Source organism: Desulfuromonas sp. KJ2020 (assembly GCF_024197615.1).
GTDB lineage: Bacteria > Desulfobacterota > Desulfuromonadia > Desulfuromonadales > SZUA-540 > SZUA-540.
Genome location: NZ_JAKUKE010000001.1, coordinates 256,902 through 279,225, shown reverse-complemented (window position 1 = coordinate 279,225; position 22,324 = coordinate 256,902). Strand labels below are relative to the sequence as shown.

General features: G+C 59.3%; 20 protein-coding genes and 1 tRNA gene. 11 read left to right on the top strand and 10 right to left on the bottom strand.

Annotated features, from left to right (window positions below; translation table 11 throughout):
* Positions 1 to 61: 61 nt before the first annotated feature.
* The 4 genes from MJO47_RS01295 to MJO47_RS01280 form a co-directional block, all read right to left on the bottom strand.
* Positions 62 to 1,342 (bottom strand): (Fe-S)-binding protein, encoded by a 1,281-nt coding sequence (locus tag MJO47_RS01295; protein ID WP_253959314.1) that lies wholly within the window; start codon positions 1,340 to 1,342, stop codon positions 62 to 64.
* Positions 1,343 to 1,414: 72 nt separating this feature from the next.
* Positions 1,415 to 2,794: an FAD-binding oxidoreductase gene (locus MJO47_RS01290; RefSeq protein ID WP_253959313.1), complete on the bottom strand. Its 1,380-nt coding sequence runs from the start codon at positions 2,792 to 2,794 to the stop codon at positions 1,415 to 1,417.
* Positions 2,795 to 2,839: 45 nt separating this feature from the next.
* On the bottom strand, positions 2,840 to 4,108 hold the full coding sequence (gene larA / locus MJO47_RS01285) for a nickel-dependent lactate racemase (RefSeq protein ID WP_253959312.1): 1,269 nt from the start codon (positions 4,106 to 4,108) through the stop codon (positions 2,840 to 2,842).
* Between the two features lie 69 nt (positions 4,109 to 4,177).
* The gene (locus MJO47_RS01280) at positions 4,178 to 5,554 is read right to left on the bottom strand and encodes a sodium:solute symporter (RefSeq protein ID WP_253959311.1); all 1,377 of its coding nucleotides are present in this window, start codon (positions 5,552 to 5,554) and stop codon (positions 4,178 to 4,180) included.
* Positions 5,555 to 5,720: 166 nt separating this feature from the next.
* Between MJO47_RS01280 and radA the strand changes: the two genes are divergently transcribed.
* From radA to MJO47_RS01250, 6 genes are all read left to right on the top strand, one after another.
* Positions 5,721 to 7,073, top strand: coding sequence for a DNA repair protein RadA (gene radA / locus MJO47_RS01275; RefSeq protein WP_253959310.1), 1,353 nt, complete (start codon positions 5,721 to 5,723; stop codon positions 7,071 to 7,073).
* A gap of 121 nt (positions 7,074 to 7,194) precedes the next feature.
* Positions 7,195 to 7,719, top strand: a complete 525-nt coding sequence (locus MJO47_RS01270; RefSeq protein WP_253959309.1) for a hypothetical protein — start codon at positions 7,195 to 7,197, stop codon at positions 7,717 to 7,719.
* A gap of 84 nt (positions 7,720 to 7,803) precedes the next feature.
* The gene (dksA, locus tag MJO47_RS01265) at positions 7,804 to 8,160 is read left to right on the top strand and encodes an RNA polymerase-binding protein DksA (RefSeq protein ID WP_253959308.1); all 357 of its coding nucleotides are present in this window, start codon (positions 7,804 to 7,806) and stop codon (positions 8,158 to 8,160) included.
* A 41-nt stretch (positions 8,161 to 8,201) separates the two neighbouring features.
* Positions 8,202 to 10,046 (top strand): sensor histidine kinase, encoded by a 1,845-nt coding sequence (locus tag MJO47_RS01260; RefSeq protein ID WP_253959307.1) that lies wholly within the window; start codon positions 8,202 to 8,204, stop codon positions 10,044 to 10,046.
* Positions 10,047 to 10,080: 34 nt separating this feature from the next.
* A tRNA-Ala gene (locus MJO47_RS01255) sits at positions 10,081 to 10,156 on the top strand.
* Between the two features lie 310 nt (positions 10,157 to 10,466).
* Entirely contained in the window at positions 10,467 to 11,369 is a 903-nt protein-coding gene (locus MJO47_RS01250) for an Mrp/NBP35 family ATP-binding protein (RefSeq protein WP_253959306.1), read from the top strand.
* A gap of 88 nt (positions 11,370 to 11,457) precedes the next feature.
* Here MJO47_RS01250 and MJO47_RS01245 read toward each other — a convergent pair whose 3' ends face one another.
* The gene (locus MJO47_RS01245) at positions 11,458 to 11,640 is read right to left on the bottom strand and encodes a hypothetical protein (RefSeq protein WP_253959305.1); all 183 of its coding nucleotides are present in this window, start codon (positions 11,638 to 11,640) and stop codon (positions 11,458 to 11,460) included.
* A gap of 180 nt (positions 11,641 to 11,820) precedes the next feature.
* Between MJO47_RS01245 and MJO47_RS01240 the strand changes: the two genes are divergently transcribed.
* Positions 11,821 to 12,507 (top strand): YkgJ family cysteine cluster protein, encoded by a 687-nt coding sequence (locus MJO47_RS01240; RefSeq protein WP_253959304.1) that lies wholly within the window; start codon positions 11,821 to 11,823, stop codon positions 12,505 to 12,507.
* Between the two features lie 25 nt (positions 12,508 to 12,532).
* On the opposite strand, the gene MJO47_RS01235 is transcribed toward MJO47_RS01240, so the two are convergent.
* From MJO47_RS01235 to MJO47_RS01215, 5 genes are all read right to left on the bottom strand, one after another.
* Complete coding sequence (locus tag MJO47_RS01235; protein ID WP_253959303.1) at positions 12,533 to 12,883, bottom strand: DsrE family protein; 351 nt, start codon at positions 12,881 to 12,883, stop codon at positions 12,533 to 12,535.
* A gap of 32 nt (positions 12,884 to 12,915) precedes the next feature.
* The gene (locus tag MJO47_RS01230; protein WP_253959302.1) at positions 12,916 to 13,863 is read right to left on the bottom strand and encodes a DUF1207 domain-containing protein; all 948 of its coding nucleotides are present in this window, start codon (positions 13,861 to 13,863) and stop codon (positions 12,916 to 12,918) included.
* Between the two features lie 138 nt (positions 13,864 to 14,001).
* On the bottom strand, positions 14,002 to 14,307 hold the full coding sequence (locus MJO47_RS01225) for a hypothetical protein (protein ID WP_253959301.1): 306 nt from the start codon (positions 14,305 to 14,307) through the stop codon (positions 14,002 to 14,004).
* Between the two features lie 285 nt (positions 14,308 to 14,592).
* Entirely contained in the window at positions 14,593 to 15,300 is a 708-nt protein-coding gene (locus MJO47_RS01220) for a 16S rRNA (uracil(1498)-N(3))-methyltransferase (protein ID WP_253959300.1), read from the bottom strand.
* A gap of 32 nt (positions 15,301 to 15,332) precedes the next feature.
* Complete coding sequence (locus tag MJO47_RS01215; RefSeq protein ID WP_253959299.1) at positions 15,333 to 15,512, bottom strand: 4Fe-4S binding protein; 180 nt, start codon at positions 15,510 to 15,512, stop codon at positions 15,333 to 15,335.
* Between the two features lie 278 nt (positions 15,513 to 15,790).
* Here MJO47_RS01215 and MJO47_RS01210 point away from each other — a divergent pair, with 278 nt between their 5' ends.
* From MJO47_RS01210 to MJO47_RS01195, 4 genes are all read left to right on the top strand, one after another.
* Positions 15,791 to 17,722 carry a response regulator gene (locus MJO47_RS01210; RefSeq protein ID WP_253959298.1) on the top strand — a complete coding sequence of 644 codons (1,932 nt, stop codon included), beginning with the start codon at positions 15,791 to 15,793 and terminating at the stop codon, positions 17,720 to 17,722.
* The gene (locus MJO47_RS01205) at positions 17,697 to 19,391 is read left to right on the top strand and encodes a sigma-54 dependent transcriptional regulator (protein WP_253959297.1); all 1,695 of its coding nucleotides are present in this window, start codon (positions 17,697 to 17,699) and stop codon (positions 19,389 to 19,391) included. The genes MJO47_RS01210 and MJO47_RS01205 overlap by 26 nt, the downstream gene beginning before the upstream one ends.
* Positions 19,392 to 19,652: 261 nt before the next feature.
* Positions 19,653 to 19,841, top strand: coding sequence for a hypothetical protein (locus tag MJO47_RS01200; RefSeq protein ID WP_253959296.1), 189 nt, complete (start codon positions 19,653 to 19,655; stop codon positions 19,839 to 19,841).
* A 36-nt stretch (positions 19,842 to 19,877) separates the two neighbouring features.
* On the top strand, positions 19,878 to 22,082 hold the full coding sequence (locus tag MJO47_RS01195; protein ID WP_253959295.1) for a methyl-accepting chemotaxis protein: 2,205 nt from the start codon (positions 19,878 to 19,880) through the stop codon (positions 22,080 to 22,082).
* Positions 22,083 to 22,324 lie beyond the last annotated feature (242 nt).

The following is a 22,324-nucleotide window of genomic DNA, read 5'->3' as shown; positions in this document are numbered from 1 at the left end:
TGGAATGTCTGAAATCACTGTCTAATTATGCCCTTTGCCAGGGAAAGTGCAACTGGCCTCCTCAGGAGCCCTGACTGTCGGGATAGAGGCTCAGAGCCTCATCGACCAGTTCCAGCAGATGGACAGCCTTCTGATGCTGTCCGGCATGGTTGAGACTGTCCTGCAGCTGCATGATGCAGCCGGGGCAGTCGGTGGCGACCCGTTCGGCGCCGCTGGCCTCGATGTTGGCCGCCTTTTTGGCGCCGATTTTTTTGCTGGTGTCGTAGTGATAGACCGAATAGGTGCCGCCCAGGCCGCAACAGGTCCCGGCCCCGGTCATCTCAACGAAATCAACCTGGGGCAGGGCCTTGAGGATAAGGCGCGGTTCCTTAGTGATGCCGCGGGTGCGCAGGTGGCAGGGATCGTGATAGGTGACCCGGGTGCGCTGGGCCGTTTTGGGCAGGGCGGCCAGCTTCTCGGGGAAACCCTGCTCGACCAGAAAGACGAAAATGTCCTTGGTTTTGGCCGCCAGTTTCTCGAAATCGCCTCCCATCTCGCCATAGATTTTGCCGAGACCGGCGTTGCAGGTGGCGCAGGCTGTGACGACGTAATCGACGGGATGGCGATTGAGGGCGGCCAGGTTCTGCTCGGCCAGTTGCTCGACCACCTCGCCAGCGCCGGCGCTGACGGCGGGCAAGCCGCAGCAGGCCTGATCTTTGGGGATGACGATGGTCACGCCAAGAAACTTCAGGGTCTTGAGGAAAACTTCACCGATCTGGGGATACATGTAATTGATGCCGCAGCCGGTGAAAAAAGCCACGGTGGGCGCCCCTTCTTTGCCGGGGATAATTTCGGGGTGCTGCTCCCGGAAGGGCTTGGCGGCGATAGGCGGCAAGGTGCGGTCCCGGTCGAGATACGGGGCGGGAAAGCGCAGGCGCAGGCCGCTGTTTTCCGGTAGCTTTTTGAAGAGCAGGGAAGAGAGCGCCCCGCCCGTCTTGGCCAGCGTGTTCATGAGTTTGGGGCGGCCCAGGACGGCTGCGACCCCCTTGCCGAAACTGCTCAGGCCGCGCTCCTCGGCAATGCGGCGGCGGGCGGCGGCCACAATGTCATCCGTAGGCACCTTGTTCGGGCATTGGGCGCAGCAGCTGCCACAGAGCAGGCACTGGCTCATGTCCTCGAGGACCTTGGCCTCCAGGTCGACCTGTCCTTCCAGCAGGGAATGCGCCAGGGCCACCTTGCCCCGGGCCACACGCCCTTCGTGCTTTTCGGCACCGAACACAGGACAGTGGGCGCGGCAGGCGCCGCATTTGACGCATTGCTCTATCTCTTCTCTGAAATCTTCGAGTTTCTTCAGTTTGCTCATAAAAAAACCAGTATGGCGTGCTGGGGTAATGGGGACGGTGTGCTCCGCGCGGTTTCACCGCTCACCCTGGGTTCAATCCAGAAAAATTTTGCCGGGATTGAGGATATTGTTGGGGTCAAGGGCCTTTTTGACCGCTTTCATGGTGGCGGACGTCTGTTCGCTGAGTTCGAGGGGGATATAGGCCGCCTTGGCGATGCCGACTCCGTGCTCGCCGCTCATGGTGCCGCCGAGTTCAAGGGCGCCGCGGAAGACCTCTTCGATGGCCTTCTCGGCCTTTTCCATTTGACCGGGCACTTTCTTGTCGATCATGACGTTGACGTGGATGTTGCCATCACCGGCGTGACCGAAGTTGACGATGGGGATCTGGTATTTTTCTGAAATAGCATCGACTTTGCGAATCATCTCCGGGACCTTGCTGCGTGGCACGCAGATATCCTCGTTGAACTTGTCGGGATTCACCTTACGCAGCGACGGGGAAACGGCGCGGCGGATCTGCCACAGGGCCTCGCTCTCCTCGGGGGTGGCGGCGATGCGCGTTTCCACTACGCCCAGGGGGCGGATGATGTCGCTGATGCGGGTCACCTGTTTGTCGAGAAACTCGCGGTCGCCATCGACCTCGATGATGAGCACGGCCCGGGCGTTCTCGGGTACCTGCAGGCCGGTGGCCTGGCGCACGCAGTCGATGGTACGGCCATCCATGAATTCAAGGGTCGTCGGTATGATCTTGCCGCGGATGATGGCCGAGACGGCCTGGGCGGCGCCGTCGATGGAATCGAAGAGCACCAGCATGGTCTTTTTGGCTTCGGGCAGAGGCAGCAGTTTGATGACGATGCGGGTGATGATGCCAAGCGTTCCTTCCGAGCCGCACATGAGTTTGGTCAGGTCGTAGCCGACCACGCCCTTCATGGTCGGTCCCCCCGTGGTGATGATGTCGCCGGTGGGGGTGACGACTTCAAGGCCGAGGATGTAATCCTTGGTCACGCCGTACTTGACGCAGCGTGGTCCGCCGGCACATTCGGCGACGTTGCCCCCCAGGGTGGAGAACTTGAGGGAGGCCGGGTCGGGAGGATAGAAGAGCCCCACCTTTTCGACGGCCTGTTGAAACTGCTCGGTCACCACGCCAGGTTCCACGACGGCGACGAGATTTTCCTCGTCGATTTCAAGAATGCGGTCGAGTCGCTCGGTGCAGAGGACGATCCCGCCCTTGGTGGGCAGGCTGCCGCCGGAAAAGCCACTGCCGGCTCCCCGGGGAAAGACGGGGATTTTCTCCGCGTTGGCCATCTTCATAACCAGGCTGATTTCCTGGGCATCAGCGGGAAAGACCACGGCCTCGGGCAGATACTGCTGCTGGGTGGCGTCATAGGAATAGCAGATCAGATCGGCCTTTTGGGTGGAGACGTTCTCTTTGCCGACGATATCCTGCAAGATTTTTACAAGTCGTGATTCGAGCATGTTTTTATACCTTTTCTGGGCCGCCGGGGCGGCGGGCAAAGCGGCTCAGGCGAGGACGGGCAGTACGCTGCCGCCATCGGGGATGGCCACTGTCCTGGGGTTTTTGCTCAGCCCCTTGTACGCCATCCGCAGGGCTTCGTCAAGATCGGCGGCCTTTTCTATGCCCATCTGGCGGGTTTCCTCGGCACCGAGCTCGCTGACCAGGATCAACCGATATTTTCTACCCTTGAGCAGGGTGGCGTAGGCCGTCTGTCCATTGATTTCGTAGTGCTGGCGCAACTGCTTTTCGAACTCCTGCAGATCCTGATAGCGGAACCAGTTGAAAAAGGTGCCGTTGCCGAAGCCATCCGCGCAGGCGGCGAGCAGAATGAGGGTGCCCCCCGGCTTGAGGGCGCCAACCCCATAATCGAGGGCCTTGTGGGCCTGGATAAAGTTGATGTCTTTGGGGTAGCCACCGCAGGAGACCACGGCCAGATCGAAGGGCTCCTTCAGAGGGATAGCGTAGAGTTCCTGCACCTGCCGGCAGGCGGCCAGGTGAGCCTGGTCCAGTTCCCCGCAGGTCACGCCCAGTAACTCTTTGCGGGGGGAGAGTACTGTGTTGAGCACGAAGTCGGGGCCAATCATGCGGGCGGCTTCCAGCAGGGCGGCATGCACGGGATTGCCTGCGAGGACACCCGTTACCGCGTGGGGATGCTTGCCGCCTATTTCCGGGGGATTGAAAACGGCGAAATGGGTAGCCATGCAGGTTTCGCGGCTGGCGACGCCGGGGACCAACCCCTTGCGGCCGCCGCCGAAACCAGCGAAGTAGTGGAAGCCAGCGGTGCCGGTGACGATGACCCGATCCGCTTCGGTGACTTTGCGGTTGACCGTAACGGGGATACCGCCGGCCGTACGGCCCAGCGTCACGAGATCGGCAGGATTGTCGCAGTTGTGATCGCTGACGCAGATGCGCCTATAAAGGGGGCCAAGAATCTTGCGGTGTTCCTGTTCTGTTTGGGGACGGTGAATACCGAGGGCGATCAGAATCTCTATGTCCTTGTCGGCAATGCCGCAGCCGTTAAGATGATCTACCAGGATGGGCAGGTAGACCTCGCTGCCGGTATAGCGGGTAATATCCGAGGTGACAATGACGACCCGCTCGCCGGGTTGAACGATCTCGGCCAGACAGGGACTGCCCAAAGGTGCGGCGAGGCTCTGGCGTACCAGGTCCTCGGCGGACAGGGGCGGAGTCAGGTGGCGGGGGCGCAAAACCTGGGCCTCGGGGAGGGTGCAGGTCAGGGTGCGCTCGCCGTATTTAAGTTCGATAACCGACAATTGATGACCTCCAGAGTAGCCTTTGTATTCTACGGATTTTACGTGGAAAGTGCAAGAAGAGAGGTGTTTTTACGGCGAGGATTCTCTTCGGTTTTGATGTTGCCCAAGGGCCAGAGCAAAAAAGGCCGCCGCCAGCCCCAGGTAAAGAGGGGGGATGCTGGTCTGAAAGAGGCCGGCGACCAGGACGACGGTGGGGCCGAGGTAGATGGCGAGAGCACCGCCCCTGGGTGAGAGGTGCTCTCGCAGGAAGAGGGCGGTCAGCAGGGGCAGGCACAGGGTGGCGCCGCGCAGGCCCATGGAGAGAAAGCTCCAGGCCATGATCGTGGAGCCGAGGTTGACGAGGAGGAGCAGCAAGGCAAGGAGGAGAGCGGCCAGAGTGGTCAGGCGCAGGGCGGTCAATTCGTGTTTTCTGGCCCAGCTGAAACGAGAGAAGACGTCCACCTGCAGGGTCGTACCGACCCCGAGGGTCAGTCCCGCCGCGGTGCCGAGCGCGGCAATGAGCAGGGCGGCAAAGGCGATGCCGGCGAAGGCCGGCGGCAGCTGCTGGAAGAGAAAGGTTGGCAGGGCCAGGGCGCTGTCGAGGCCGGGCTGGCTCTGGCGCATGAACAGGCCGACGGCGACACCGAAGAGGCCCAGGGGTGGGATGAGGACGGCGCTCAACAGCGCTCCCTGGCGCGCGGCTTTTTCGTCGCGGGCCGAAAAGATGGCCTGCAGGTAGGTCTGGGTGGAGATGACGCCCACCAGCATGGATAATAGATCGTTGAGGCCGGCGCCGAGGCCGTAGCCGAAGAGGCTGAACCAGGGGAAGGGGCTAAATGAATGGGCAAGCCCCGGCCAGCCGCCGCTGAGAGTGAAGGCCATAAGGCCGGCGCTGACCATGGTGAGATAGAGGAGCAGCAGTTTGACCAGGCCGATCTTGCCGGCGCCGAGCATCCCCTGCTGCAGGGAGAGGAGGGCGACCAGAGTAGCAGACAGCAGCGCCCCCTGAAAGAGGCTGAGGCCGAAGAGACTGGTCAAAATGGCGCCACAGGCCAGCAGTTGGGCGACAATGTGCACGAACATGCCCGCCGCGGAAAAGAGGCTGGCGGCCAGGCGGGGGCGGGGGCCGTAGAAGCGGCTGATGACTTGGGGGATCGTTTCCACCTCCCCCTGTCGCAAGGGAGCGGCCATGAACAGCCCGAGAAAGAGGCAGGACAGGCCTGCCCCCAGGGTGAACCACCAGGCGGAGAGACCGTAGAGAAAGGCCAATTGTACCGTGCCGATGGTGGAGGCGCCTCCGACCAGGGTGCCCATGATGGCGCCGGCGACGCTCCAGCGGCCGGCCTGCCGCCCCGCCACCGAAAAGTCCCGGGCAGTGCGGGCCGTCCGTCGACCGCCGGTCGAAAACAGCACCATGGCGACCAGGGTGGCGGCAAAAGCGGCGAGAAAGGGCAGAGTGGGGGCCATGGCAGGGTGAATTCCAGATAGAGTGAGCGAACTGTGACTTCGGGTCAGGCCCCCCATGATAGCGGCCGCCGTCGACCTGATCAATGTCAAATGCGGTCTTGTTAGACCATTCAATTGACTCGGCCGTAACTTCGACTTAGAATCGCACCTTCCGGAAAGGGGCGTCATGAAAACAAAAACGCTATTTACCTGTCAGCAGTGCGGTTATCAGAGCCCGAAGTGGCTGGGAAAATGTCCCGATTGCCAGGCCTGGAACACGCTGGCCGAAGAGGTCGTGGAGGTGGCGGGCAAAGGCAAGTCCCTAGTGGTGACCGATAATCGGCCCGTCCGTTTCACCGAAGTGTCGGGCACCGAAGAAGATCGCCTGTGCTGCGGCATCGCCGAACTCGACCGGGTGCTCGGCGGCGGCGTGGTGCCGGGCTCTTTCACTCTGATTGGCGGCGATCCCGGCATCGGCAAATCGACTCTTTTGTTGCAGGCCGTTGACCGTCTGGCCCGCTGCGGCAAGGCCCTATACGTGACGGCGGAAGAATCCGCCCGTCAGGTCAAAATGCGGGGGGAGCGTCTGGGCGCCGCCGCCCCGTCTCTCTATCTGCTGGCCGAAACGTCCCTCGAATCCATCTTCGCCCAGGTCAAGGAGCTCAAGCCCGATTTTCTGGTGGTCGATTCAATTCAGACCATCTTCACCCAGGCGCTGGAGTCGGCCCCCGGCAGCGTCAGTCAGGTGCGCGAATGTGCCGGGCGCCTCATGCAGCTGGCCAAGGGGCAGGGGATTCCCACCTTCATCGTTGGCCACGTCACCAAGGACGGCTCCATCGCCGGTCCGCGCATGCTGGAACACATGGTCGACACGGTCCTCTACTTCGAGGGTGATCCCGGGCACCCGTATCGCATCATGCGGGCGGTGAAAAACCGCTATGGCTCCACCAACGAAATCGGTGTTTTCGAGATGAAGGAAAGCGGTTTGGCCGAGGTGACCAACCCTTCCGAGCTCTTTTTGGCCGAGCGCCCCCTGGATGCGCCCGGCAGCGTGGTGGTGCCTTCGCTGGAAGGAAGCCGCCCCATCCTGGTGGAACTGCAGGCCCTGGTTTCCGGCTCTTCCTTTGGCACCCCCAGGCGCACAGCCATGGGAATTGACCATAACCGGGTGTCTCTTTTGGTCGCTGTTCTGGAGAAAAAGGTCGGGCTGTCCCTCCTCTCCCAGGATATTTTTCTCAATGTCGCCGGCGGTGTTCGGCTCGATGAACCCGCCGTGGACCTCGGCGTGATGGCGGCTCTGGCTTCGAGCCATCTCAACCGGGCCGTACAGGCCCGGACCATTCTGTTCGGTGAGGTCGGCCTGGCCGGCGAGGTGCGAGCCGTTTCCCGACCCGAACTGCGGGTCAAAGAGGCGGCCCGCCTTGGCTTTAATCGCTGCATTCTACCCCAGGGCAACCTGAAAAACCTCGAATCACCCGTGGGGATGGAGTTGATCGGAGTCCGGTCGGCAGAAGAAGCCCTGGAGGGGGTCTTTGACTAGATGGCCCGAGTCTTGCTTGTTGTGTGAGCGGCGAGTCAGAAGAGGCCCGGCAGGATTGCAACGCTTCCCTGTTGGGCTATAATGACCATCGCCTTACTTATTTAGCCAGGGAAGGAATCCCGTGACTGCCCAACAGAACTTTGTCATACGACGTACATTTCTCATCCCGCTGGGGATACTGCTGGCCCTTTCGGTGCTGCTCTTCGCCGTGATCCTGATCAAGGGGGAGCCGCTGGCCAAGGTGGTGATACTCGGCGTTATCATTCTTCCCGTGGCCGGATTTTTCGCCGAAAGCGCCGTGCGACGCTTTCGGGTTTCGGCGGAAGAGGTTCGGGTGGACAAGCTCTTCCGACAGAAACGTCTCCCGATTGAACAGATTACGGCCGTGGATACGGTGTTGGTCAAAAAAAGGGCTTTTCTGACTATCAGTACGGAGGAAGATTTTATCATCCTTTCCAACGCCTACGCGAACTTCCCGGTTCTGGTACACACCCTGTTGCAACGGGTTCCCCCTGCGGCTATCAGTGAAGAGACCCGACAGATGGCGGTTTCGCCGCCGTCCAAAAGCACCGATATCATCTCCTGCTGGCTGGCCGTCATCCTGCTGGCATTTATTCTCTATATTCAACTCATGGCGGGGCGATGAGGCCGGGCCGGGGCGATCTGTATTGACTTTAACGCTGTTTTAAATTAGATTTGCGCAATTACACAGAGTAAAGGGAGTTACCGAATGGAGCAGGAAAAACTCAAAGAATTCCGTCAGATTCTGCAAAATCAGCTCGACGATCTGTTGCGGGAGGCTGGCAAGACCGTCTCTGAGATGACCGACGAAAAGACCAATTTTCCCGATCCTACCGACCGTGCGTCCCTCGAGTCCGACCGAAACTTCGAATTGCGTATCCGTGACCGGGAACGCAAGCTGATCCTGAAAATCCGCGAGGCGATTGAGCGCATCGAAGACGGCACTTTCGGCGTCTGTGAAAACTGTGAGGAAGAAATCGGGGAAGCCCGTCTTCGCGCCCGGCCGGTCACCACTTTGTGCATCGATTGCAAGACGGAGCAGGAACGCCAGGAAAAAATAGGCTGATCCTGAAGGGCAAGGATCACCTTTCTTCGGAAGTAGTGCCGATGACGCGTGAATCCTTTGATGTGCTGCGCCATGTGGTCCGCCTTGCCAATTGCGGGGCGGCCAATCACCTCACCTGTTTACATGGCATTCTCGACTATCTCGTACGCTCCCTGGGGCTGGTCGAGGCCTCACTCTATTTTCTGGATGCTGAGGCGAGAGGTTTTTCCCGGGTCCTCCATGCTACCGGCCCACCGCTCTTCCGTGATTGCCACATTTCGCTCGGAGAATCCTTCCAGGGTGAAGTCCTGCTTTCCCGCCAGCCCAAAATTGAGGGGACTCAGGCCGCTTTTGCCGTTGTCACCCATTTTCGGGAACACGGCGTCCTTTCTTTGCAACTGGCCCCCGAGACGCGATTGTCCCCCGCCGAGTTCTCCCTGCTTGAAGCCGTTTCCGAAGAACTCGCCTCACTAGCCCAACTCCAGCACGATGTGGAAACCGAAAAAGAACGCACGTCCGTTCTCGGCCAACTGCAAGCCCTTTCGGCGGAGAATGATCGTAAATATCGCGAGATTTCCCTGCTCTACCGGATATCCAGGGCGATGCACAGCACCTTGCGGCTGAATGAACTGGTGCATCTCATCCTTTCGGCGGCGACGGTCAAAGGGGGGGGCGGCTTCGAGCGCGCCATGCTCTTTACGGTCAATGAACGCAGCGGCATCCTGCAGGGGATGCTTGGGGTGACGCGCAAGGCTGCCCAACTTGTCCTGCCCAAAGCCGACGGTCTGGACAGCTGGGTGAACCCTCGCATGGGGGTCGACGTGCAGGAGGCCCAGAGAAGGACGGTTTTCTGCCGGCAGGTGCTCAAACAGCGGCTCCCGCTGGACCCGGACGACAATGCCCTGGCCCGTGCGGTGGCTGATGCGGAGGTCGTCCTGGTACGGGGGCCCGCCCCAGAGCAAGGATCCAACCAGACCTTTGCCGCGGCCTTGGGGCTGAACGCCTATGCCTGCGCCCCCCTCCTGGGCAAAGATCGCGTCCTCGGCGTCGTCGTGGTCGACAACTCGGACAGCCATGACGATATCACGCCGGGGCGGCTGCGTTTTCTCGAACTCTTCGCCAATCAGGCCGCCGCTGCCATGGAAAACTCCATGCTGCTGCACCGACTGGAGAGCGCCCATCAGGATTTGAGGGAAACGCAGGAACGGCTGATTCAGGGAGAAAAACTGGCCGTACTGGGCGAGATGGCGGCATCTGTGGCCCATGAATTGCGCAACCCTCTCGTTTCCATTGGCGGTTTCGCCCAACGCCTGTGCCGGCACGCTCCCGAGGGCAGTCGAGATCGGGAATACGCCGGGATTATTGCCCGGGAAGTGCGGCGGATGGAGGAAATGCTTACCAATATCCTGGCCTTTTCCAAAAAGCAGATGCTCTGTTTTGTCGAATGCGATCTGGTCCGGATCATTGAGGAAGTCATCGACCTGGAAAACAACGCCATTCTGGCGGCGGGCATTGACCTTAAAGTCGAGGTGATCGCCGACCTGGCCAAAGTCCAGGGAGACGCCCAGAAGCTCAGACAGGTGCTGCTCAATATGGTGGCCAACGCCCGTCAGGTAATGGCGCAGGGGGGCATCCTGACGGTTCGCGCCTATCCGACCAGCCTGCGAGGCGAAGCGGCGGTGGCCGTCGAGGTGGAGGACACCGGCGGTGGCATTTCCGATGAAGTCATGCGCAATATCTTTAATCCCTTTTTTACCACCAAGGGGGAAGGGACTGGCCTGGGTCTGTCTATATCCCACCGAATCGTCGAATTGCACCGGGGGGAAATTGAAGTCATGAATCGCCAAAAAGGCGCCCTCTTTATTCTGCGCATCCCCTGTCGTGAGCGCCGTGAATCGCGGCGCTGACCAGTCAGGGGAAGGCATATCCTATCGCCATCATGGGGCTGTAGCTCAGCTGGGAGAGCGACGCGTTCGCAATGCGTAGGTCGTGAGTTCGATCCTCATCAGCTCCACCATTTTGGCCTCTGGGTTCGGGCAGAACGCCTGATTCCAGGGGCTTTACCGTTTATTTCAGCCAAGAAGGGATCTGCTGTCAGAGACCCGATCTTCCAGGTTGACTTCTGTTTGAGTATTCTCTCATAGAATGGTGAGAAATGCGCTTGACGGTCCAATCCGAAAGTGATAACAAGGACGGCAGCTTTTAACGGGCGCCTTTTGGCGGCGCGACGACAGGTGGGGGTCTCACGGGGAATCGCTTTTCCCGCTGGGACTTTTTTGTGCGCCACCGGCAACAAACAGCATGCAAGAAAGGGAGGATCAATAACGATGAAACAATCAGACAGTGCCTGCGGCAGTTGTGCGGACAAATCGGGGTGCTCCGAAAAGGGCTGCCCGTCAGCGGGCGCCCGCCCTGGTGAATCGGCCGAACAGCATGAACGCCGGATGCTCATGCAGCAGCGCCTTGGTCATATCCGGAACAAGATTCTGGTCATGTCCGGCAAGGGGGGGGTCGGCAAGAGTTCGACGGCGGTCAACCTGGCCATGGCCCTCGCCCAGCAAGGGCACGCGGTCGGCCTGGTCGATGTGGATATTCACGGGCCCAGCGTCCCCAAGATGCTCGGCCTCGAAGGAGTGCGGCCGAAGATCACCGAGGCCGAGGATGCCATGCTTCCCGTCAACTACGAGGGCCTCAAGGTCATGTCCATCGGCTTCATGCTGGAGAAAGACACGGACGCGGTCATCTGGCGCGGCGCCATGAAGGCCGGCGTCATCCAGCAGTTTCTCGCCGACGTCGAGTGGGGATATCTGGACTATCTGGTAGTCGACTGCCCGCCGGGGACCGGGGATGAGCCTTTGTCCGTCGCCCAGTTCCTTGGAACTGATGCCCAGGCCGTCATTGTCACCACCCCGCAGGAAGTGGCTCTCAATGATGTGCGCAAATCCATTACGTTTTGCCATCAGTTGAAGATGAATCTGCTGGGCGTGGTGGAAAACATGAGTGGTTTTGTCTGCCCCCACTGCAATGAGGTGATCGACCTCTTTAAAAAAGGCGGTGGACGGCAGATGGCGGAGGCCATGGGGGCACCCTTTTTGGGTGCGGTTCCTGTCGACCCGGATATGGTCAACGCTGGTGACAGCGGCAAGCCGGTAGTGCTGGCTCACCCCGAGTCGGAAATCAGCAAGGCGTTGCAGCAGATTGCCCGGGAACTGGTGGACAAGACGGCCTGAGTCCTTTTTCGTTCCGACGGGTCAGTCACCAAATAAACAGCCCCCGGTCCTTATTGGCCCGGGGGCTTTCATTTGAAGGGTGGCTGCGTCAGTGGGGTTGCCGGCAGAAGGATTCCAGGTCGGCGCGGAAAGACTGCAGGCAATCCGAGGTCAGAATGGTTTCCATGCCGCAAGCAGGGCAAAGCCGTCGCGTGCCGGGAGCATAGTCGATGAGGTTCTGGGCAAATCTTTTTCGGCATTGGGGGCATTCGAAGGCAATTTCCAGCTCCATGGGGTGTTCTCCTCAACGTTTATCGCCTGAAGTGATATTTTGCCATTCTTCCCCAGTTTGGCAAGTCGTGAATTAAAATCATCAGCAATTGGATAAAATACCTCAGGCCCCTGGTGAAAGAGGCTTCTTCCGTTAGGATTAAAAAGATAGCCATATTTTTTCTCTAGCGGGGAGTTGCCAATGTCTGATGCTTTTGATTTCAACGGGTATGCCCAAACAATAGAAAGTCGAGCCCGCGAACTTTTGCGCGGCGCGGCGAATCTGGACGATTGCCGGCACAGCGTCAGTCAACTCTATGCGCTGGCGGAGGATACCCTGGCCAGACACCGGGACCCTGTCGAGCAGAAGCATATCGCCTGTGCGGCCGGCTGCGGAACCTGCTGTGCCGTCAATGTCGCCGTCCTGCTACCGGAGGCCGCTGCGATCGTGGCCTATTTGCAGCAGTCGATGCCAGCGGAGGAGGCCGCCGCAATCGCCGCCCGCCTCGATGACCTCTACCCGCGTATTCTCTGGCTTGATGATGACGACCGCGTTCTGCTGCGGCAATCCTGTGCATTTCTGAACGAGCAGGGGGCCTGCGCCATTTATCCGGTGCGTCCGCTGATTTGCCGTTCCATCACCTCGACCAATGCGGACGATTGCCGGGAGGCCCTTGCTTTCAAGGCCCTGGGCGAAGAGAGAACCGTTCTGATCAATCTCTTTCAGAAAACCCTCATGGATGCCACCTTCCGGGGTCTGGGGGCCGCCCTCGCCGGTTTGAATCTGGACAGCCGCAGCGTGAAGTTGACCGTGGCTGTCAGGACTCTTCTCCACGAACCCGGCCGTCTGGCCGCTTTTCTGCAGGGGGAGCCGGTGCCCTGCGGTTGATTGGCTACGGGGTGGAGGTTTCGTCCTAAAAGGTGATGATTTGGTATCCCCTGGAGACGTATGAGGCCAGACTGGGGTGACCTGACATGTCCGAACAGACCGGTAGTTTTTGCGCCTCGGCAATGGACAGGGTATCCATTTTGGCCGCGCAGGCCTTGCATATGCAGTCGATAAGGCCTTCCTGGATAGTTTTTGCATAGAGCGCCGCGAGGGGATGATCGGGGCTGGCCAATTCCCGGATCAGGCGTGTGGCGCTTCCTTCGATGACCACTTTGACCTCACAGCCTTTTTGATGAAAATCGAGGGCATTCAAGAGTACGTGCACGAAGCAGGTCGAATCGCCGTTAAAGGCGACCAGGGCGACTTTCTCAGTCATTCAAACCTCCTGTTGTGGTCCTGTGCCGGTTTTTATAAATCCACCCACAGGCCGAATATCCCGAGGGTTTGCGTTTTGTCAAAAAATTCACTCAGCGTGGGGCGCCCCCGGTAGAAAGTGGCGCCCAGCCGCCAGGCCCGTGTCGGTGAGCGGGAGATAAGGCCGGCCTGCAGGGCCGTGTCCACCTTCCAGTTCCTTTCCTCCATGGCGGAAAAGTCGGCGGCAAGATACCAGCCTGCCCGCCCGGCCCCCAGGGGGCGGGTCTTCTCCCATTCTACTCCCGTCTGCAGCCGTCCCGGTTTTTCCTGATGACTGTCCCCACGGGCATAACTGAAGCCGCCCTCGACATAGATCCGGATCCATTTCCCCAGCCGCTGGTCGACAGCGAGCAGAATCTCTTCGCGCAGGTAGCCGATGCGAGTGCGTCCGGTACGCTGCATATATTCGTCTCCCAGATGGCTCGACGTATGCACCGTGCCGAACTTGAGGTTCGTCCCCGGTTTGACGGTCGTGGTGACCACCAGACCGTAATTGCCGTCCCAGCCAATGTTGTCCAGGGAATGTTCGATGTCGAACTGGGCGTCCAGCCCCCCTTCAAAGCTGAGTTGCCAAGGATGTTCAGGATCCCCGGCCGGCAGGAAACGCACTAGACCAAAGCGACCGCCGGCCTGCAGGTTGAATCGCCGGGAGCCGGTGTCCGGAATGCCCGTCTCCGCCAGGGCCAGGTAGTGCATGCCTGTGGCGGCGCTGTGAAGATCGGCCAGGTAGGGGGCATAGGGATCCCCTTCGGGCCCGAGGATGATTTGGGCGCCAGAATCGAGCCGGATCGCCGGCGCTCCCAAGGCGTGGCTTTCGGCCGCCGCCCCGGAGGACAGCGCCAGGAGCAGGGTGGCGGCCAGCACCATGGGCAGAACCAGCGGTAAAAGCCTCAGGGCAGTGCACCCGGAAATAATCCAGTCCAAAGTTGGCTGTCGAGTCACGAAAAAGTTATCCCTTCTCAGCAGTTTCTTAAAGAAAGCCTAACAGATTTTTGCCACACAGAAAGGGGGCGATCGCTGGTGTCGGATGAGAAGAAAAAATGGGAGGGCCGGAATCTAAGCCAGTGAGGGAGTGAGCTGCTAGTGATCTTTGCCCGGGGGATAAGGCTGTTCGCAATTGGGGCAGCTGGCCGGTGCTGTCTGATTTTTTCGATAGAGAAACTTGGTTCCGCAAGACGGACAGCGAATCAGTTCAGGTTGGGGACGTTCAGCCGTGACCGGTTCACAGTCGTGACCGGTTTCGATGGATTCATGAATCGGGTATTTGTCCGCAGGATAGTTTTGTCTACCGCGTCTACGGATCAGGGCGGCACCTATCCCGGCGCCCAGGACGACAACGAACAGGGCAATCATGATGAACCAAGGCTGGGCCAGAGTCGTGTTCAAGGGGGGCACCTTTCTGAATATTTTTCAAGCCTCTGTCTGATCCTTTCTCAAGAGTCGTGCCAGCCTTTGTTGATTCATTAAAACGAAGCCCGGAAATCGAACTCCGTCGCGAAAAACCTTCGAAATGACATGTGAAATCAGGATTGCAGATAAGGAGATCTTCTCTGTCTGTCGTCAGGATGGAACAGCGGCGGAGTATGCGCGGTGGTGAAACGAGGAAAAATGTACCATTTGTGTGCCCCTCGCGCTCGGGGGCTGGCGCATGGGCGTATCGCGCCGGGCGGGTCAGAAGAGACGTGAAATCAGGGCAGGAACAGCTGTTTCCACTCGGAGGATGCGGGGGCCGCAGTGGACCGGCGTGAAGCCTTCCGACGCCAGCAGTTCAACTTCGTAAGGGATGAAGCCCCCCTCGGGCCCTATCACCAGCGTGGTTCTTTCCCCTAGATTCCGCGGACAGGACGATTCAGCGGTCGGGTGAGCCACCAGACGTCGGGAGTTGGCGCTGAGAAGAGGGAGAACGTCCTGCACAAAAGGCTTGAAAAAGTGATGCAGTTCAACGGCAGGGATGATGGTGTCCTTGGCCTGTTCGAGACCGAGAACCAGTGGTTCGCGCATGGCTTCGGGTTTCAGGAGGTCGCTGTGCCAGAAACTCTTTTCCACCCGCCAGGAATGGATGAGGTGGATTTGTTCGACCCCTAAAGAAGTGGCGGCAATCAGAATCCTTTTGAGGACCTTGGGGCGGGGCAGCGCCAATACGAGGATGAGGGGCAGTTTGGGGGGCGGTTGGGCTTCAAACGAGACCTGCATTTCGACCTCGTCCTTGCTCCATGTCCGAATGTGTCCCTGCCCAAGGCCGCCTCCGGCCAGGCCGACGCCTAGAGTATCCCCCTCACCGGCCCGGTGCACATCGCGGATGTGCTGTTGCCGCCTCCCTGTGAGTCTGACCGTATCGGCGGAGATAAAGTCTTCCGGGAAAAGCAGGATGAGGTTCATGGCGTCGTGTCGGTCTGCACGTCAGAGAGGTTTCAGTCTTCGATGAACTGGATGGCGTGTTCGGGACAGGCTGCAATGCAGATTCCGTCCAGATCGCAGCGGTCCAGATCAATTTGGGCTTTTCCTTCCTGAAGCGTAATGGCGTCCATGGGGCAGGACTTGACGCAGTCGCCAGTTCCGCGGCACAGGTTGGGATCAACGGCAATCCTCATAGGTCTATCCTCTCGTTCTCGTTAAGCGTGGCAGTAAGGACTCAAGGAGAAATATTCCCCTTGACCCATCGAGCCCGGCGATTCTAAAGCATGGCGCAAAATCGGTCAAGAAAGAGCCTGCCATGTCAATATAAATATGTTTTCAAAATAAATGAACGTTTCAAAAAATCGAACAAGCCGTTGGCGAAGGCCCGGGCCAAAGGTTTTTCTGGAATATCGGTGGAAATTGGTTAACAATCTGCTGATAGCAATGGAAGAAAATTCAAGGGGATGAATCTATGCTGTCTGACCCGGAAGAGTCGCGCCAATCAAGGATTCTGGTCATTGATGACGATCGCATCATCCGCCGTCTGGTGCGGGAAGCACTGCAGGCCGAAGGTTTTACCGTGGAAGAGGCGGCCGATGGCGACGAGGGGCTGGCTCTGTTCGTGCGCCAAAAACCCGATATTGTGCTGCTGGATGTGGTCATGCCAAACAGGGACGGATTCGCCACCTGTGCCGCGATGCGGCAGGTGGAGGGCGGCGCCGGTGTCCCCATCATTATGATGACCGGCCTGGACGACGTGGACTCGATCCGGCAGGGTTATGAGGCGGGAGCCACTGATTTTGTCACCAAACCGATCAAATGGCCCATTCTGGGACAGCGCATCCGTTATATGCTGCGGGCCGGCAAGGCCATGGATGATCTCAAGCGCAATGAGGAACGCTACCGCGTTCTTTTCAACAGTGGCAATGACGTCATCTGCGTTTATCAACTGCATCAGGGCGATCAGCCGGGGCGTTTTATCGAAGCCAACACCGTCGCGGTGCAGAAACTGGGCTATTCGCGGGAGGAACTGCAGGCTCTCAAGCCTTCCGATTTTATTTCGGATCGAACCAAGACGCAGCTCGACCGATTGGCCAACATGGTGCTGCGCGACCGCCATGGTGTCGTGGAACTCGATGTGATGACCAAGCACCAGCAGATCATCCCCTTCGAGATCAATGCCCATCTTTTCGAACTGAGCGGGCGTCAGACGGTGCTGGCTATCGCCAGGGACATCTCCGAGCGAAAACGGGCTGAAGAGAGCCTGCGCAAGAGTGAAATGGAGAACCGCCGCCTGCTTGAACAGTTTAGAACCCTTTTTGACGGCATTCCCGATCCTCTCATGGTGCTGACTCCTGAGCTGAAAATTCTCTGGGCCAACCGGGGGGCCGCCCGGGCCATCAAGGGGCGGGCGGCGGAGATGATTGGCAAGCACTGCCATGAAGTGTGGCACCACCGCGCCACCCCCTGTGATGACTGTCACGCCATTCGCAGCCTGCGAAGCGGCAAGACCGAGACGGGACACATGCCGACGGCCGATGGCCGTATCTGGGGGATGCGAACCTTCCCCATCAAAGACGAGATGGGACGGGTGAGCAACGTCATCGAGCTGGCCCACGACATTACCGAAAAAATCCGTCTGCAGACCGAAACGATCCGCGCCGGGCACCTGGCGGCCCTGGGTGAGCTGGCGGCCGGGGTGGCTCACGAAATCAACAATCCCATCAATGGGATCATCAATTACGCCCAGATTTTGGCCAACAAGGCCGCGGAGCAGAGTCCAGAACGGGACATCAGCCTGCGCATCATCCGGGAAAGTGATCGGGTGGCGACCATCGTCCGCAACCTCCTTTCCTTTGCCCGTGAGCGCAAGGACAGAAAAGCCCCGGTCGCCGTGGAAGAGATTCTCGCCGACTCGCTGGCCCTGGTGGAAGCGCAGCTGCGTAAGGACGGTATCCGTTTTGAATTGCAGCTACCGGAACAACTTCCGCCCGTCTTCGCCTTAAAGCAGCAGATTCAGCAGGTTTTTCTCAATCTGATCAGCAACGCCCGCTATGCCCTCAATGAAAAGTACCCCGGCACGCATCCGGAGAAGCTCATGCGCCTGTCGGGAGAAACGCTCTGTCTGGGCGGCCGCCCCTTTGTTCGCATGACCCTCTACGATCAGGGTACCGGCATCCCCGCAGAAATCATCGAACGCATCACCAACCCGTTTTTCTCCACCAAACCGCACGACAAGGGAACCGGCCTCGGGCTGAGTATCAGCCACGGCATCGTCAAGGATCACGACGGACGTCTGGTTTTTGACAGCGTGGAAGGACAATTTACCCGGGTCGTGATGGATCTGCCCGCTGCCGCATCGAAAGGAGAATGCCCCGATGGTTCAGAAGATACTGATTATTGACGACGAGGAGAGCATCCGCTTTACCTTCTCCAACTTCCTGGCGGAAGCGGGGTATGCCGTAGAGACAGCGTCCAGCTATGAAGAGGCCATGGCCGGACTGGCGGCCGGAGGCGTGGATCTTGTCTTCAGCGACATCCTGTTGGGCGGCGACAGCGGCATCGATATTCTGCAGGAAGTCAGGGCGCAGGGACTCGATATTCCAGTCATTATGATTACGGGCTTCCCGGGGGTGGAGACGGCCAGGGAGGCAGTGCGGCTGGGGGCTTTCGATTATCTGTCCAAACCGGTTACGCAGGACGTCCTTTTGCGAACGACCCAGATCGCCTTGCGTTACAAGCACATCAACGATGAGAAGAAAAAATACCAGGCCGACCTTGACGCGATCTTCCGCAGCGTTTCGGAGGGGATCGTCACGGTCGATTCCGGCTTGAACATCGTGCGTATGAATGAGGCCGCCGCGGGTCTCTGTGGTTTGGACCCCGAAATGCGGGGGCAGGATTTCGCCAGCCTCCCACTCGACTGCCAGGGACGCTGCCGCGATGCGCTGGCCGAAACCCTGCAAAAAAATGCGCCCGTCGATCTGCCCCGCTTTGAATGCCAGCGTCCAGGCCGGGCCGCGCAGGTTGTGTCGGCTACGACGGCGCCTCTGGTCAACGGTGAGGGTGCCACCTATGGCGCCGTGCTGGTCATCCGCGATGAGACCCGTCTGCATACCCTGGAGCGGGATCTTAAGGAGCGCACCTCCTTCCATAAGCTGATAGGCGGCAGTGACCGGATGCAGGAGGTCTACGCTCTGCTGGAGAAACTGGCGAATGTGCCCAGCACTGTGCTGATCACCGGCGAAAGCGGTACGGGGAAAGAGCTTATTGCCGACGCCCTGCACTACCAGGGGGCCAGGCGACAGGGCCCCCTGGTCAAAGTCAATTGTGCCGCCCTGACGGAAAATCTGCTGGAAAGCGAACTCTTCGGCCATGTCAAAGGGGCCTTTACCGGGGCCATTCGCGACAAGGCGGGACGATTCGAGATGGCACACGGCGGCACTATTTTTCTGGACGAGATCGGGGATATCTCCCCGGCCATGCAGGTCCGTCTGCTGCGTGTGCTGCAGGAGCGCAAGGTGGAAAGGGTCGGCGGTACCCGCCCGATTGACGTCGATGTGCGCGTGGTCGCCGCCACCAATCAAGATTTGCCGGAAAAAATCAAGCGCGGGGAATTCCGCGAAGACCTCTTCTACCGTTTGAAGGTTGTTACTCTGGCCCTGCCGCCCCTGCGGGAAAGGCGGTCGGATATCCCTCTGCTGGTCGATTTTTTTATTCAGCGCTTCAATGAGCGATTCCAGCGGGCTATCGGGGGCGTGTCCGACGAGGTTATGCGTTTTTTCATGTCCTACGAATGGCCCGGCAATGTGCGGGAACTCGAGCACGTCATGGAGCACGCCTTTATCCTCTGCCCCGGCACCCTCATCCTGTCCGAGCATTTGCCCCCCGATCTGAGCCCTCATGTTCCCGGCGCGGGAAGCCGTCATCTGCGGGAGGATGAGAACGAAGCGGACACCATCCGCCAGGCGCTTGAAAAGTGTGGCTGGAACAAAGCCAAAGCGGCGCGGCTTCTCGGCATCAGTCGGCGCACCATCTACCGCAAAATCGAGGAGCTGGATATTCAGGAGTAGGACTTTTCAGTGCCTGTGCCATGTCACAGCTGTGCCCACCGCGTTGGCACAGCTGGTCGACTCCTTTGCTCACCTCCGGGCGTCCGCCTTTTCTCCGGTTGGCCTTTTTCGCCTTACCAACCCCCTCTATTCCGGTGTTCAGCCGTACTTTCGGGATGCTGAAAATGCCGTAGAAAAAGCGGCATGACTTTTGGAAGTCGATAGAGTCAGGTCGCCCGAAGGCGACGCGCGAGATCGACTTCCTCAAGAACGGATATCCTTATGAACGAAACCCGCAATCCGGGCGCCGGTAAAATATGCCCGCTGGTGAAGAGGCCCCACGCCAGCTGCCACTGCGCCAACCTGACCAGCAGCTCGGCCGAGGCCGCGATCTATTTTTGCGGTGGGCACTTTGACGAGTGTGAAATTTTTTCCCGGCACTCCAGTCAGTTGAAAAACCGTGTCAAATAATGTAAACCCCCTTGTCACGGGGGAAAGGAGCGGATCATGACGATTTTCGGCAAATTGATGGGAGCCTTTTCCCTGCTGGCCCTCGTCGCCGCTCTGGTCGGTGGCGTTGGCTGGTATGGTCTGCGCCAGACCAATCAAGGGGTGCAGGAGATTGCCCAGGTGCGTCTGCCAGCCGTTTCCGCAGTGGAAAAACTGGCCCAGCTGCAGAATGCCATCACTACGGCCGAAAGAACCTTATTGATTCCCAGTGTCAGCCGGGAAGACCGTCTCCAGGAACTGGAGAATCTGAGCCGTTATTGGGCCGAGGCTGAAGAGGAGTTCAGCCGCTTTGAGTCGCTGGACAAAACAGCGGAGGAGCAGGCTCTCTGGGTCGCCTTCAAAGAAGCTTGGGGGGCCTGGAAAACTGCCAATGTGACGGTCACCGAGATGACCGTATTGGTGAAGGATGACGATATCGAGCGCCTCGAGACCATTCTGGTCAGCCACGAGCTGGATCATGTGGTCTGGATCGACGCGTTGGATCGGGCCATCGACCGACGGCAGTCTTTCGACGGGCAGCTTGATCCTGCCCGCTGCGAATTCGGCGCCTGGCTGAAGACCTTCGAGGCGAAGAATCCGGATCTCGCCGAGGTGATGGAGGGGGTTTCCGAGCCTCACGAACAGCTCCATCAGGGCGCTGCCGTCATTAACAACCTGCTCGGGAAGGGGCGCTACGCCGAAGCACGCCGCCTCATGCAGCAAGAGGTCATGCCGGCCTTCGCGGAAATTGTGGACCAGCTCGATATGGCCCAGCTCATCATCGGAGCGGACATCGAACTGCTGCGATCGGCTGCCAAGGTAGCTTTCGGGGACGAACTGATCGCTTTTGAAGGAGCCGAAGAAAAGCTTCAGGAACTGGTTCAACTCAACCAGCGCCTGGCGGATCAGAGCCGCGAACAGGCGGCGACGCTGGAGGCCAGGTCGACCCTCTTTATGATGGGTACCGTTCTGGCCGGCGTGGCGGCGGCCCTGGGTTTCGGCTTCGTTCTGGCCCGAGGTCTGGCGGTCCCTATCCGTCGAGCAGCGGAGATGATCGATGAAATCGAGCGGGGCCGCTACTATCACCGTCTCAACCTGAATGACCGCAAGGACGAAGTGGGGCATATGGCTCGCAGCATGGATGCTTTGGCAAACAACTTTGAGAACGTGCTGCTGGTGACGCTCAACAAGCTGGCCGAGGGAGATATCCGTTTCAAACCCAAGCCCCGCGACGACAAGGATTCCACCCGCATTGCCCTCAAAGGGGTGAGCGAAAAACTCAATCTGTCGTTGTGGAAGGTTCGCTCGGGGGCCGAGCGCATTGCCTCAAGCAGCGCCCAGGTTTCCGATTCAAGTCAGGCCCTCTCTCAGGGGGCGACGGAGCAGGCCAGTTCCCTGGAAGAAATCTCGGCGTCCATGCATGAGTTGACATCCCAGACGCGTCTGAATGCCGAAAACGCCAATGCGGCCAGCCAGCTGACGGAAACGGCTCGTCAGGCGGCTGGCCGGGGCCATGAACAGATGCAAGAGATGGTGCAGGCCATGGATGAAATTACCGGGGCCAGCCAGGATATCTCCAAAATTATCAAGGTGATCGATGAGATTGCCTTTCAGACCAACCTGTTGGCCCTCAATGCTGCCGTCGAGGCGGCCCGGGCGGGGCAGCACGGCAAAGGTTTCGCTGTCGTCGCCGAAGAAGTACGCAGCCTGGCCGCCCGCAGTGCCAAGGCCGCCCAGGAGACGGCCGCCCTCATCGAAGGAACGGTGAGAAAAACGGAAAACGGTTCGGCCATAGCCGACCGTACGGCGGCAGCTCTGCAGGAAATCCTCAATAATGTGTCCAAGTCCAACGAGTTGGTGGCGGAAATCGCCGCGGCCAGCAACGAGCAGGCCCAGGGTATCGCCCAGGTCAATCTGGGACTGGATCAGATTGACAAAGTCACCCAGCAGAACACGGCCAGCGCCGAGCAGAGCGCGGCGGCGGCTCAGGAGCTTTCCGCCCAGGCTGCCGAATTGCAGCAGATGCTGCAGCGTTTCATGTTGCGCGATGATGCGCAGGAGCTGGCCGGTGAGGTGACCTCGGCCCCGGCTGCGATCGGCTGGGAGGAGCTGGCGGGTGGCCGACAGACGAAGTCCCCCTCGTCCTCCCTGGCGCTGTCAAAGTCATTGCCCCTCCCTCGGGACATTATCGCTCTCGATGATGGCGAATTCGGCCGCTATTGAAATCACAACAAGGATGCAACGGGCGGGATTGTCCGCCCCGCCCGTTGCATCCGACACTCTCCTCGGCGTCATCCTTTCACCTTGTTATTCTTCTGGCTCCTGGCGGAAATTTCTTTTTCAGAATCATGGCTTTCTTCTTCAGCCTCTTTGGAAACCCGGCAACCTGGGTTGCACCCATAACTCTGGTTATGAAGAGGGTAGGTATTTGATATCTTTAGGATTGGAGCCATGAGTTGCCTACC

Excerpts from the sequence above, each read along its gene's own strand:
- MJO47_RS01210 (WP_253959298.1), top strand. The coding sequence starts at position 15,791 with ATGCTGTCTGACCCGGAAGAGTCGCGCCAATCAAGGATTCTGGTCATT.
- dksA (WP_253959308.1), top strand. The coding sequence starts at position 7,804 with ATGGAGCAGGAAAAACTCAAAGAATTCCGTCAGATTCTGCAAAATCAG.
- MJO47_RS01240 (WP_253959304.1), top strand. The coding sequence starts at position 11,821 with ATGTCTGATGCTTTTGATTTCAACGGGTATGCCCAAACAATAGAAAGT.
- MJO47_RS01260 (WP_253959307.1), top strand. The coding sequence starts at position 8,202 with ATGACGCGTGAATCCTTTGATGTGCTGCGCCATGTGGTCCGCCTTGCC.
- MJO47_RS01215 (WP_253959299.1), bottom strand. The coding sequence starts at position 15,512 with ATGAGGATTGCCGTTGATCCCAACCTGTGCCGCGGAACTGGCGACTGC.
- MJO47_RS01290 (WP_253959313.1), bottom strand. The coding sequence starts at position 2,794 with ATGCTCGAATCACGACTTGTAAAAATCTTGCAGGATATCGTCGGCAAA.
- MJO47_RS01195 (WP_253959295.1), top strand. The coding sequence starts at position 19,878 with ATGACGATTTTCGGCAAATTGATGGGAGCCTTTTCCCTGCTGGCCCTC.
- MJO47_RS01200 (WP_253959296.1), top strand. The coding sequence starts at position 19,653 with ATGAACGAAACCCGCAATCCGGGCGCCGGTAAAATATGCCCGCTGGTG.
- MJO47_RS01235 (WP_253959303.1), bottom strand. The coding sequence starts at position 12,883 with ATGACTGAGAAAGTCGCCCTGGTCGCCTTTAACGGCGATTCGACCTGC.
- MJO47_RS01250 (WP_253959306.1), top strand. The coding sequence starts at position 10,467 with ATGAAACAATCAGACAGTGCCTGCGGCAGTTGTGCGGACAAATCGGGG.
- MJO47_RS01280 (WP_253959311.1), bottom strand. The coding sequence starts at position 5,554 with ATGGCCCCCACTCTGCCCTTTCTCGCCGCTTTTGCCGCCACCCTGGTC.
- MJO47_RS01205 (WP_253959297.1), top strand. The coding sequence starts at position 17,697 with ATGGTTCAGAAGATACTGATTATTGACGACGAGGAGAGCATCCGCTTT.
- radA (WP_253959310.1), top strand. The coding sequence starts at position 5,721 with ATGAAAACAAAAACGCTATTTACCTGTCAGCAGTGCGGTTATCAGAGC.
- MJO47_RS01220 (WP_253959300.1), bottom strand. The coding sequence starts at position 15,300 with ATGAACCTCATCCTGCTTTTCCCGGAAGACTTTATCTCCGCCGATACG.
- MJO47_RS01295 (WP_253959314.1), bottom strand. The coding sequence starts at position 1,342 with ATGAGCAAACTGAAGAAACTCGAAGATTTCAGAGAAGAGATAGAGCAA.
- MJO47_RS01245 (WP_253959305.1), bottom strand. The coding sequence starts at position 11,640 with ATGGAGCTGGAAATTGCCTTCGAATGCCCCCAATGCCGAAAAAGATTT.